Raw genomic sequence first — 13,303 nt, forward strand, 5'->3', positions numbered from 1 at the left:
AGATATAACTATCTCCATTACGGCACACTAAATCGCATTTAACCTAGCCTATGTGGCTATGTCGTTATTATTTCTTTTTCTTGTTTTGAGAATTAATAAGGACAATAGGAAAATCAATACAAGGTTGAATGTTATTACTATAAATCATAATTATTCATGGATGATGGACTCAGGTCTCTTATTTTTATTTTACAATAATAAGCACACAAATAGTTACTCATAATCAGGATTGCGAACATACACTCTTTGATTACCACTAAATCCTTCAACTTCGACTGCGGTCTTATCTGCTATAAACTCGAGCTGCATTGATTCCGGTTCCAGCATTTGCATTAAAAAAACACCTCTTGGCGTTTGCTCATCAACATCATCAATTGATACTGTTTCAAACGTTCCATCATCGTTTCTTTTTAAATGGCGAGATGCAATTAATTCGTATTTAACCAGTCCATAAGCAATATCAACTTCTTCGGGTTTTGGACTATTGGATTTTATCCACGAATACGAGTACGTATCTTCTATATCAGGATCAAGGGCTGGTAATCCATCGAGAAGTGCAATTCTTTGTGCATATATATGATCATATCCGATGGCAAAATGATTGGCAGCCTGATCCTTACCTTCAAATTTATCTCTGATATACCAATTTCCAGAGATTGTTCCTTTTACGTCATAGTCGTTTTTTCCTCCATAGGGGGGTAGTTCTCTAACATTCTTACTTAAAAATTCCGCTTTTACAGGGTTCTCGTCCTTATAGTAATCAAAAATGTCTACAGCAAAATAATTTTCAAAATAGGCCAATTCTGGATAACAAAATGACTTACTGTCCCCCACATCTAAATCATGAACTCCGATATCTAAAGCTGAAAGGGATGAGATGTAACCAATAATATCCCCTGATTTTACTTCAATTTCAACATCTAAAGGGCTACCTTCTATTACAGGATCTGTTTGATTTGAAATAAAATCTGCAAATCTGCCTACATGGCCTAGTTTGGTGCTTATGGTTGTACTATACTTAACGGTCATGAACAAATCACCACCACCGGCCCCGAGTTCTATAACGACCCCATCAGCCATAGCATAAATAGGCGTTGTTGGTTCATCGACCCCATATTCAAAATGATAAAATCCACCATGATCCTGGGGGAACACCCCGAATCCTCCCATGGGTTCATATGCAGCAGCTCCATCTAAATCCATGGGTGGGAAGTCGAAAAATATTTTACCTTCCGGATAATTATATCCCACCTCTTCTTCCATCTCTTCTTCCATTTCTTCTTTCTTGGGTTCTTTTGGATCATCCTTACCACAACTCCCTGTGGTAAATAAAAAAAGAAAAACCAATGTCGAAGAGATAAAGATTTTTACAATGTTGCTAAAAGAATGCGTAGTTAGACGAGTTTTTGCTTTCATGTCACTGATTATTGGAATAAGAACAATTTTATATTAATAAGTCAGAAAAAAATCTGTGCTTTAGGTCGATATATTTTTTTGCCTAAAATCTTTCTCCAATTTACCTAGACTAGAGCCTCACTTGAAATGTAAAAAAAAATTATTTTTTACTGTTTCATTAAATTCATCACTATGAAGTACAATTATTGCAATGATGAATGGCTTTACAAAGGATTAGGAAGCCCACTAATATAAACTCGAAATGCTCCCTAATTTGAATGTGGGTCCATCATGGTCTCCTTCTCTTTTTCAAAATTTATTTGGGGGCTAACTTTTTGTTCTTGATAGCTGTCACCAAATTCACAAACCACAACAATAGTAAGCCTATGAAAGAAGAGAAAAGAAACTTGATTCGTATGGTGTTGATTAATTTTTCATGGTATTTGTTTTTTGTTATTTAATTCTTGGTGAAAGCTAACGTAGGGCTATAGCAACAAGTTACTAAATATTTAACAAACCATTAGTCAAATGGCGTTTGCTTTCCGCCACTTACATAGAGAAATCTTTTTGCCCGCCCTAACGTGCCTCCCGCCAGTCCGCCCGTGCCGGTGCGGACGGGAATGGTTTGTTGGGCTGGTTTCGGTACGGGCGGGTTTTCACCTGCCACGCTTTTTAGCGTGGTTATTTTTTTGGTCACCTATCCGTTGATACCAGTAAATTACTTTTCAGCGTCTGCCAACTTCTTGGTATCCACAAATTGTTGAAAGGCTGTAATTTTTCCTTCATTATTAAGCGTCCATAGATGTGCAGCTTGTGCATTATAGGCCTTACCAGTTGCTTTTACTTTCGCATCATAACGCAGGGTAGCTAGAACCTTATTGTTATTCATACCGTGGATTTTAACATCCTTCAGCCCAAAGTGCTCGTGGTTGGCTCCAAGACGCGCAAAAACGCCTTCTAAAATTGCATTTGGACCAACATAGGGATTGCCATCTGCAAGCGAATTACTTTCAGCTTCGTTCCATTCAATAGCAGGATCCATAGACCCGAGAACTGTAGGCATATCTCCCGTTGCGAAAGCGTTGTAAAGATTCTCTATAACCTGAAGGTTTTGTTTATTTTCCATGATTTTTGTTTTAAGTTAATAAATGTATTTCTAATTGTTTTTAAGTCATTCGAAAATTGATTTCTTCTTTTCTAAGGACATCATAAGTCCAAGTGTGATTATTTTACTTTATCCATTTCTTAATGAAGCACAGCTTAGGCTATTGTAATAAGTTGCAAACTATTAGTCGATTGGCGATTGCTTTCTGCCACCTCCCCCTAGCAACCTACACAATAACAATGTAGGGCTGGTTACTATTAGCCATGGTTGGTATAGGTTATTTATTTGAGTTTTTCAATTCATTTAACCATAAGCCATAATCAAAAACATGATGTATTCTTTCTCTTTGATCATAACTAAAAGTATTGTAAGAACCTGTATAATCCATAAAGTTGTCATTAGTATTTTCACCTTGATTATCGGAACAAGGTTGGTTTGGATCATTTATAATATATGAATAAGTGTCTTGACAAAAATCGCTTGAAGTACAATTGTCATTGGAGAATACGTGAAGTAATCCTAGGGAATGACCCACTTCGTGTATTATAGCCGTAGAATTTAAGGCATTGTTGGTATCTAGCCAAAAACTCGGAAAAATATCATTATTTGGCTCAAGTTCGGAATTATCTGGGACTGTAACTAAACCGTTGAGAGGATAAGATTCATAAGTCCAGGGAGATGCTGCACTTCCTCTGGCCTCTTGGTCCGGACCTATCCATAGATTTAAATACATTTTTGGATTCCAAACAGTTGCCAAACCCAAATCCCAATACTCATTAAAGCCTAATTTATTGTCGTTTGCAATATCAAAGCTTTCAGGAGATTCTGGTACACCATCATCATATGAACTTCCATCAATTCTATTTATTCCCGGTTCAGGTAATGGATCATCATTAAAATCCAAACTTGCCAGCCGAAAGACAATTTTTGTATCAACAGCATTGGGATTGTCAGAGTTGTATTGATTTGAAAAACCCTTATTTAATTTATCCAATAGTGCTGTAACTTGACTTTGGGCTAGATTGGTTCCAGAGCCAATGTCTTCTCCAAAATGAACAATATGAAAGATAACGGGAACAGATATTGAAGGATAATTAATGTTTTCCCTCGCGTTTAAATTAATGGTATTTGATTCAATACCATAGGCTTGAATTTTTAAATCATGACTCCCAGTTACTGCAGTAGAATACCATAAATCCAAGTTACCCAATACATTCCCATTATCAATGATTTCATAATCTACATTATCAACTGGACTGTTATTATCATCATAAAAGATTACAGATAATTCTGCCTTAGAATTACCATCAGCAATAATCAAAGATGTATTAGAACTTAAGTTTATGCTGGAAAGATTAACTTTTACTTCTTCTGCAGTGATCGTTATTGAATTTGACTTAACAAGATCAATTTTAGCATAAACATCATATTGTCCTGCTGTATTGGTGCTAAAAGTATTGGAGCCTTGGGCAGTCCCATTAATATAAAAAGTAACACTTGAATTTTGTATGGTATTTTGATTATCATCACGAGCTATTACAGAAAAGGTAGCAGTATCATTTCCATCCGCCAAAATTGTTTCGGAAGAAGATGAAATTTCAACGGAAGCAACTGTATTTGAGATTTGTTGTTTATCATTTTCACTATCACTATCACTATCATCACTACTACAACTTAAATTGATTAATAATAGAAATAGGCAAAATATTTTTTTCATAATTCTAGGTTTTTATTGTAGGCCAACGTAGGGATATAGCAACAAGTTAACATATACCCATTTTAGCAAACTTCAGGTCAACTGTGCGGTATCCGAATACTTTTTTGTATCCTATAAATCCTATAATCCAATGAATTAACGCTAGTATAGAAGAGGCATTACTACAACCAAGAGCTAGTTTCCTAGCTTCTAAGGTAACAATTATTGCTATTGGTATTGGCTTCATCGATGAAATACGGAATTATCTGTTGTATTACATCATTTAGTCGTCTGCCGCTAAGTGGTTCAAGTGGAAATGTAAAGACCTAAATGAGGTGTTTGGTACATTTTTTTATGCTTTTCCACATACGTAATACCTGAAGATGAACTATTTACATAGTTTTGAGAACACAATTAGTTTTAATTTAAAAACAGAGATCACAAAAACAAAATCATTTTTACATCCAGCCGTTTTGTCTTTACTTTTTAATGGTATTTCCTGAGGACCTGATGATGAAACTTGTCAGGAAAGTCCTGAAATATGTACATGTTTTAATGGTCCTCTTAGATGTGCTTCTCCGGGCGGAACTAACGAGATGAAATCATATTCCCTCATTGCGGTATCCTAACTCCCAGTTGGAAAGAAGTAATTATTTTCCCTACCCGAAGTTTAATAGTTCAAGAACTGTAAATAGTAGTTAGGAATACTATTGCCCAACTTAAAGTTTTATAGGCAAAATTCTAGCGGGTAACAAAGGGGGTATTTTTTTTGAATCCTAAAAACGGTGTACAGCTTAGTACAGCCGTCATCCATCTTATGGCGACCTCTCCAGAAACATGGTATAACATTTCCAAGGTGGTTTTACCATCGCTACCTGCTCGTTCGATGAAAGCAATAGAAAAGCCATTCGTAAAATTAATATGTATCATAATAAAAATTATAAACATCGGTAGTATTGCCAATATGGCAACAATTATCCAACCGTAATTTCTTTTTAAGGATTTTAACTGTTTGTTTTTAATGCTTCTAATTCTTTTTCAAGAGTTTCAGCTTTTGCCTTAAATTTTTCCATAGCTTTTTTAAGTTGACTTACTTTTTTAAATACCTCATCATCCTGAATGACTTGGTAAGATGTTGTTCCATCTGGTTCTTTTATTCTTGACTTGCTGCCACATGTTGGGCAAATGGATACTTGACTCATAATTCTTTTACTTTTTAATAGTTGCCAATACTACTTTTCCACCAAATTTAGTTTGTAATTGATACTTCTGATTTTGACCAATCGTTCTTAAAAATGCTTTAACTTCTGTCATTTCTGCATTATCAATATATATAAATGTGTTTGCATGAAAGTTAGGCTCCAGCATTTGGAACAGGGGTAAATACAAATCTTTCCAACCATCCAATAATAATAAGTCTATAGGGTTATCATGATTTTTTAATGTTTTTAATGCATCTCCAATTCTAACTTCAATATGACTGTTTACACCAGCTTTTTTAAAATTTTCAATTGCCTGTTTAGCTTTCGATTCAATTAATTCCGTGGTGATAACGCTCCCTCCAGTTTCCAACACACCTTGTGCCAAGAACAACGTCGAAATTCCGAATGAGGTTCCAAACTCAACAACATTCTTAATGTGGTTTTCCTTTATGAGTTGCACCAAACCTACTCCTTGTTCTTTCGAAATGGAAAGATACGAATCCTTAAAATCCAATGGGTGCATAGGTCTGAAAACGCTTTTTGCTGCACCCTTCATCATATTGAGCATATCGTATTTAGAATCGTTATAGAGTTCTTTTAAGGTTGATGCTATTTGCTTTTGTTGTTTTGTAATCATATTTTTTTTGGAAAAGGAAACATTTAAAATGTTGTTGAATGAATTAAGAAACCTAGTGGTGGGTTAAAACCAATCGGCTCCAGGGTCACCAGGAAAGAAAGCATCAGGTAGTGATAGATAGATACCACCTTCCAAATAGTTAGGGTAACGCAATTCCAGTTCATCCACTACTTCTTGTTGAGTGGAAGCAGTACCTCCTCCAGAAACAGTTTCAGTTCCTTTAATAAGGCCTTGAGCAGTTTGTAGATAATCTATATTTTCATCAATTACAGTTCCAATATCGGAACGTGAACCATTATGCCCTACAAAAAGATGACTGTAACCCGAAAAATTAGTTTTTAAAACATTTAGACCTGCTACCCAATTGTCTATTTCATCTTCACCTGCATTAGGCGTGTATTCTCTTAAATAAGGATGCGCAAGGTTGTATACAAGGTCTCCAGAAAAAATTATTTTAAGTTCTTCATTGAATAAATAGCCATTTTCTCCAGTTTCAGCGTTAGAAACTTTATCGAAAGTAAATGATAGGCCTCCTATTTCTTGAGAGCCGCTAACACCTATTACCGAATTAGGGTATAAACTTGTAAAATCATCGGTATTGTTCAATTGGTCTGCCACCGTGTTTTCTGCATAAAAATCCAAATCGGTAAAATTCCCCGCTCCTCCATAATGGTCACCATGGTTGTGGGTTATAATTACAGCTCCTGGTTTGTTAATAGCATCTACATAGGCTTTCAACTCATCTGTAAAAGCAGGTGCCGGTCCTAAATCCACAAGTACTATATTGTCTTTTGTCTCAACAATTGTAACGGTATATGGCGCCGCAGCAAAATCAATGGTATGGTATCTTGCCGTATTTTCTGTAATTACATTTACCACGCCGGTTGTAATCAATGAACTTGATGGTGCTTCTCCGAATTCTACCATTACAGGTGTCGTTTGCTCACTGTTATCATCATTGCTACATGAAACCAATAATGTTGATGCAATGATTGCCAGGAACCAAAAATTTAATTTTAAATATTTCATAATTTTTATTTTTAAGGATTAATTTATTTAACACTGCAAAGGTGATGTGCTTCTACAATACTATTTTTATCAAAACGACAATAAAAATGGTAAATATGAAACCATATGTTGAAGTTGTGTAAAATCCATCTGGACAAATCAACAAGGCGTTGATCACTGAATAAAACAGGTATAAATAAAAAATCTGATGAATCTTTTTCAGACTTCATCAGATTTTATAATAGATTCCAATAGACCCCTATTCCTCCTAATTATAGAAGATAGCAATGAATAGAAGGTTAAAACTAATTTGCAAATTATTCAGCCGTTTTTAAATGATCGATAATTCCACTTTTGAATACCGTTTTCAAGGTTCGTTCTGGCTTGTTTTCGTAACCTACTATAATCGAACTATGCACAAGCATTTTTTCAAAATCAAAAACCAGGGTTAGATAGTCCTTTTTATCTGTTTCGTGCCAGTTGATCAAATAAAGATCATTGCCAATTTTACGGGAACGATAAGGTATATCCTTGTTTCCATTTCCTTTTGCTGGTCCGGCGACCCATTCATATTTGGCTTTGCCATTGTAAAATTCCATATGTATGGCAGTACCATCCTGATACTGGAAATTCAATGAATATCCATCCAAGAAATGTTCAGGCTCTCCAAATTGAAATTTATTTTCGTCCGTGGTTTTGCTTTGAGCCAAGCTAAGTCCAACACTAAATAGAGCAAGGTAAAGAAATGTAGCTAATTTTGTTTTCATTTTCTATGATTTTAAAGTTTGGTACAAAATTGGGCCAATTCAGAATAATCCGGTAGGTGAATCTTCGGATAAGAATGGTAAATATGGGAACGAAACCGCTATAAGTCAGTTTTAAACTGTTTAGGGCTAGTGCCAGTATGCTTTTTAAAGAATTTGGTAAAATTTGTAACTTCATCGAATCCCACTGCATATCCAATTTCCTTTAAACTGTAATTGGAACTTGCAATGGTTCTTTTAGTTTCAAGAATCACTAAATTATCAATAAATTGTTTGGCAGTATTTAGTGTAAATTCTTTTACTATTCCATTTAAATGCTTTGTAGAAATTGAGAGCATATCCGCATAATCCTTTACATTTCTTGTGGCAGTATACTTTTCTTCCACTAAATTTTTAAACTCAAGAAATAATGGATAGTGCTTTGGGTGTTGTTTTGGTAAATCATCTGCCTGCGAAAGACGTTCCAACTTTAGTAGGTACAATTCTAGAAGTTTAGCCACAATATTTTTTTGAGCATAAGTGTTTTCTGCTTCCAGTTCATCTTTTAACTGCCCAATAAACGATTCATTAAAATTACTGCCATCAACAGCAGTTTTGGAAATATGATAATTATAGAGATGTGATATAAACCGGATCGATGATTTTGAAAAATATTGGAGCACAAATTCTTCCGTAAACACAATTAGGAAACCGTCATAACTCGGATTTTCTTCAAAAGCATGCACTTGTCCCTTTGCTATTTTTAAGACGGTACCTTTTCTTAATGGATATTCTTTCAAATCAACATGATGGCTTCCCGCACCTTTGGTAACGATCAACAAGGCAAAAAAGCTAAGCCTATGGGGTTTATTGGGGTTATGATCTAATCCTGTTCTTATTTTAGCTAAAAGATGGGATAGATTAAGGAACTCAAATTCCTTTTCATCTATTTCGCTTTCAAATGATATGTTAGGTATGTTGTTCAGACTGGTGAGTTTATTAAGCTTTAGCACTCTTAGGGTTGTGAATTGACTAATATAGCTCCGAGTTCTGTTTATTTTCTATATAGTCCTTTACTACTAAATACACGTGTTAATCTACTATTGGTGGCAATACTTCCTTAGAGCTATTTACAATAGTAAGAATTATCAATAATATTCAAGGTGAAAAATTCTAAAATGGCTAATTTAAGACGCTAAAATAGAATTACCCTAGCTTTCAAAAAATATGAACCACACAAACCACCATTACCACTTCCTTTTTCTGATAATAGCCTTATTTTTTATGGGTTGTAAAACAGCTCCACATGAAGATTCCGGCAAAGAAATTACTTTACGCCTAACTCCTTCCTCTGATAATCCCAGAAATAGCGAAGGTGATTTTATCCAACTTAAAGATGGTCGGATATTGTTTGTTTATACCCATTTTACGGGTGGAGCGGGTGATCATGCCAAAGCTTATCTGGCGGGGAGATATTCCAGTGATGGCGGCCAATCCTGGACACAGGAAGACGTTAGCATTATACCCAACGAAGGTAGAATGAATGTGATGTCCGTTTCTCTATTGCGGCTAAGTGATGGAAGTTTGGCCCTTTTTTACATTAGAAAAAACTCCGAAACGGACTGTATACCATATATGCGCATTTCTACTGATGAGGCAAAAACTTGGAGTGAACCTATCAGGTGTATGGAAGACGAAGGATATCATGTTGTAAATAACGACAGATTGCTTCAGTTGCCCAATGGCAGGATCATTTATCCTACTTCACTGCATGGTGAGGTTGAATCCAATATGACTGCTAATGGAAAGATATATTGCTATTTCTCGGATGATCTGGGAAAAAGCTGGTCGAAATCCATGGAGGTACCCAATCCTAAGAACGTAGTGTTGCAAGAGCCAGGAATCGTGGAATTGGATCATGGGAAAATGATGCTCTTTTGTCGGACAGACGCTGGTGTACAATACTTCTCCTATTCGGAAGATGAGGGCGAGACCTGGTCGCCAATCGTAGCGGGAAATATAAAATCGCCACTTTCCCCAGCTTCCATAGAGCGCATTCCAAAAACAGGAGACTTATTGTTGATATGGAACAACAACTACGAAAATTCAAGAGATGGTGGCTACAGAACTCCCTACAACCTAGCCATATCCAAAGATGAAGGAAAAAGTTGGGAGAAGATAAAGACCATAGAAAGTGACCCTGATGGTTGGTATTGCTACACTGCAATAGAATTCCTTGATAATCATGTGCTCTTGGGGCATTGTGCAGGCGATAGAAAGGGTGGGCATGGTTTGGCTACTACGCAAATCACCCGCCTTAGCTTGGATTGGATTTATCAGGATGCTGCAGAAAATCCCAAATTGGCATCAGATCAAAATGGCAACATCCAATTGGCATCCAAGGACAAAACAGCCCAAATCTATTATACCCTTGATGGCTCTCTGCCCAAACCGGAAAATAAATTTCTATACAGCAAACCGATTGTCATTACCAAGAAAGCCTTGTTGCGTATGCAGGCATTTTCGGCAGACAAAACTCCCAGTCAGATCGTATCTGCGGAAATTGGTAATGACATATTTGAAGAGGCACAGCAACTAACGGAGCAGCCGACAACAGGGCTCCATTATAAATATTACAATGAAGAATTAAGCAAGGCGAGAGGCCTTGAAAAAAAGCAGGAAACAGCATCCGGTATAATCCCTCAATTTTCCATAAAAAACAGTCCGAAAACAGAAAATTTCGGTTACGTCTTTGATGGATACATAAATGTCCCAAAAGATGGATTATACACCTTCTATCTTGAATCCAACGATGGAAGTGTGCTATTCTTGAATGATGAGGCGCTCATCGACAATGACGGGGCGCATGGCAATTACGAAAAAAAGGGCTCCATTTCTTTAAAATCCGGTTTGCATAAAATCTCGCTCAACTATTTCCAGCAAGGAGGCGGAAGTAAATTGACTTTATCTTGGCAAAGTGACGATTTCGAGAAGGTAGAAATTCCATCAAATATGCTTTTTCATGGAAATTGATTATTTCAGGATACAGTTTATTGCAGTAATCATTTCATTAAAAGAAGGCATAAAAAAACGGATTGGCAGTAACCAATTCGGGGATTTTTAAATACTTGAGTTTTGTGGCGAGAGTAGGGGACACGCTCCCCCCGACCTCCGGTTTGTAAATTCCTACCTGGGCTTTAAAAAACCTCTATTTACAGGTCTTCCCAGATGCTAATTTATAAGAACGTGTTCAGTTTTGTGTTCACTATTGGTTTTAATAATTTTAAAGTTAATTAGTTGAATTCTTGTAGTTGAACTATTGTTTAGCTAACAAAATGTTTCTAGTGAACATTACAACCATTTTTATCTTCAAGTATAACAACAGATTGTACTATGTTGCCGTCTCTGCAAGGTAGGGGCAGATATGCATCCATACTTATTGTCATGTACTTCTTCTTATTTTAAAGCATCAATTCCTGCTTTCACAATCTTTGAAATCCGATCAGCATCCTGTACACATCCTTCCCATATACCGCTCTGCGTCGCTGCCCAAATTTTAATATCATTGGGCAATTCTGGATGTGGTCGAAGTTCTGGGTGTGGTGATCTGCTTGAAAACAATTCTGCTATTTCGGCTTCACTTAGTTTGGCATTGGGATCGCTGTGCGAGGCTATTAAATTTATACTTCCACTTAGATTATCGCAATCAATTTTGATTTCAATGATATCTCCATCTTGAACCTTACTGATAGGTCCTCCTACTAGAGCCTCTGGACCAACATGTCCTATACATGCGCCTGTGGAAACGCCAGAAAAACGCCCATCGGTAATCAAGGCTATCTCTTTTCCAAAGGATAATTGTTTCAGAGCGCCCGTGATTTGGAAGGTTTCTTCCATTCCTGTACCACTTGGCCCTGTTCCAATCAATATGATAATATGACCTGGCTTTACCTCTCCATGATTAATGGCCTTAATGGCATTTGCTTCAGAGACAAATACTTTGGCAACTCCTTTTTTATAGTATATACCGTTGTCATCGATCATTTCTGTAGCGATTGCACCACTTTTGATCAGCGCTCCTTCTGGTGCCAAATTTCCGGTGGGGAAAGTCAAGGTACTTTTCATGTTGGCCTTCTTCGCTTCTTTAGGAGATAGTATCACTTTATCAGGATGTGCATCAGGATTAAAGGTCTGGAGGTTAAAACGTACTTGTTGACGTCTATTTCTTTTATTCTCTGCTTCCCAAGTGAACATTTTGCCGCCCTGCTCCCAGACATCCAAATTTTCGCCCAGTGTTTTGCCTGTAACAGTGAGGCAATCTTCTTTGAGTAGCCCTAATTTTCGCAAATGTAACATTACCTCTGGTACTCCTCCAGCAGCATATACGTGTGCTGTGGAGTACTTCCCCGCTGGGAGCACATTGACCAATCGTGGCGTTTTTCGGTTAATATTCTCCCATTCTTCTCGAGTAGGCATGGGTAGTCCCGCTGCATGGGCTATAGCAGGGATATGCAGTAAGAGGTTAGTAGATCCGCCAAAAGCTGCATGTACTACCATAGCATTGTACACGGCATCTTGAGTGAGGATCTGACTGGTATATATATTGTTTTTTGCCAGATTTACCAGAGCAATGGCTGAATCTTTAGCAAGGGCATACCAAATCTTCCCTCCAGAGGGGGCTAGCGCCGAATGTGGCAATGCCATTCCCAATGCTTCTGCTACGACTTGGGAGGTGGCTGCTGTTCCCAAAAAATGACAACCTCCACCTGGTGTTCCACAAGAAGCACATCCGTGGGATTGTGCTTCTTGCAATGATATTTCTTTATGGGAAACAAGTGATGGTAAAGACTGTACCGAACCCAAATCTTTGATTCCTTTGGCGATTAATGTCACTCCGCCGGGCATGATAATCGTTGGTAAATTGGATTCATTAGCCAATGCCATCATCATCGCGGGTAGGCCTTTGTCACAAGTAGCAATGCCCATAACGCCTTTGCGATTGGGCAAAGAGCGTCTTAAATCTCCTAAAACTGTGGCGGCATGATTGCGATAGGCCAATGAATTCATCATGCCTGTAGTGCCTTGAGTACGTCCATCACACGGATCGGATACAGATACATAATAGGGTTTGGTAAAGAGGTTTTTGAAAGCACTTGCAGCAACTTTTGCGGCATCCCCCAATTCGAAATGTCCTGAGTGCATGCCCAGTGCCAGGGTCTCTTCACCGTTCTTTAATCCTCCCGCAGTACTCATTATAAGGAATTCTGATTGATTTACATCTCCAGGATTCCACTTCATCCCGGCATCCTGTATTTTGCCAAAGATGTCACCACTGGGCTTGTTTTCATAGTCTTCCCGTGATATTGGTAGTAGCCCTTTTCTTGGGGTAACTTCTAAAGGGAAATAAAAGGGACTGTTCTCTTGGAAGTGCTCTTTATCGTTATTGCTCATATTTCTTTAAAATCGTGATACGAAGGCATCAAGTTAATCTATCAGTTACAAGGGGAAATATTTTTC

Annotated in this window: 10 protein-coding genes; 1 reads left to right on the top strand and 9 read right to left on the bottom strand. The window is 37.3% G+C overall.

The annotated features are described in order from the left end of the window. Positions 1 to 213 precede the first annotated feature (213 nt). The 8 genes from KO529_RS22050 to KO529_RS22085 form a co-directional block, all read right to left on the bottom strand. Positions 214 to 1,416: a M23 family metallopeptidase gene (locus tag KO529_RS22050; protein ID WP_215950025.1), complete on the bottom strand. Its 1,203-nt coding sequence runs from the start codon at positions 1,414 to 1,416 to the stop codon at positions 214 to 216. Positions 1,417 to 2,113: 697 nt separating this feature from the next. After that, a complete protein-coding gene (locus tag KO529_RS22055; RefSeq protein WP_215950026.1) occupies positions 2,114 to 2,521 on the bottom strand; it encodes a nuclear transport factor 2 family protein in 408 nt (135 codons plus the stop codon). A 256-nt stretch (positions 2,522 to 2,777) separates the two neighbouring features. Further along, positions 2,778 to 4,217, bottom strand: coding sequence for a M43 family zinc metalloprotease (locus tag KO529_RS22060; RefSeq protein WP_215950027.1), 1,440 nt, complete (start codon positions 4,215 to 4,217; stop codon positions 2,778 to 2,780). Positions 4,218 to 5,200: 983 nt separating this feature from the next. After that, a complete protein-coding gene (locus tag KO529_RS22065; RefSeq protein WP_215950028.1) occupies positions 5,201 to 5,398 on the bottom strand; it encodes a hypothetical protein in 198 nt (65 codons plus the stop codon). A 7-nt stretch (positions 5,399 to 5,405) separates the two neighbouring features. Next, positions 5,406 to 6,035: an O-methyltransferase gene (locus KO529_RS22070; RefSeq protein ID WP_215950029.1), complete on the bottom strand. Its 630-nt coding sequence runs from the start codon at positions 6,033 to 6,035 to the stop codon at positions 5,406 to 5,408. Between the two features lie 63 nt (positions 6,036 to 6,098). Then, positions 6,099 to 7,064 (bottom strand): MBL fold metallo-hydrolase, encoded by a 966-nt coding sequence (locus KO529_RS22075; protein ID WP_215950030.1) that lies wholly within the window; start codon positions 7,062 to 7,064, stop codon positions 6,099 to 6,101. 296 nt (positions 7,065 to 7,360) lie between these two features. Next, positions 7,361 to 7,810, bottom strand: a complete 450-nt coding sequence (locus KO529_RS22080; RefSeq protein ID WP_215950031.1) for a MoaF-related domain-containing protein — start codon at positions 7,808 to 7,810, stop codon at positions 7,361 to 7,363. Between the two features lie 98 nt (positions 7,811 to 7,908). Next, positions 7,909 to 8,799 (bottom strand): AraC family transcriptional regulator, encoded by an 891-nt coding sequence (locus tag KO529_RS22085; protein ID WP_354667789.1) that lies wholly within the window; start codon positions 8,797 to 8,799, stop codon positions 7,909 to 7,911. A gap of 214 nt (positions 8,800 to 9,013) precedes the next feature. Between KO529_RS22085 and KO529_RS22090 the strand changes: the two genes are divergently transcribed. After that, positions 9,014 to 10,819, top strand: a complete 1,806-nt coding sequence (locus KO529_RS22090; RefSeq protein WP_215950032.1) for an exo-alpha-sialidase — start codon at positions 9,014 to 9,016, stop codon at positions 10,817 to 10,819. Positions 10,820 to 11,242: 423 nt separating this feature from the next. Here the strand turns inward: KO529_RS22090 and KO529_RS22095 are convergent, their stop codons facing one another. Next, positions 11,243 to 13,237 (bottom strand): YjhG/YagF family D-xylonate dehydratase, encoded by a 1,995-nt coding sequence (locus KO529_RS22095; protein WP_215950033.1) that lies wholly within the window; start codon positions 13,235 to 13,237, stop codon positions 11,243 to 11,245. Positions 13,238 to 13,303 lie beyond the last annotated feature (66 nt).

Origin of the sequence: Arenibacter algicola (genome assembly GCF_018860365.1) — a bacterium.
GTDB lineage: Bacteria > Bacteroidota > Bacteroidia > Flavobacteriales > Flavobacteriaceae > Arenibacter > Arenibacter algicola_B.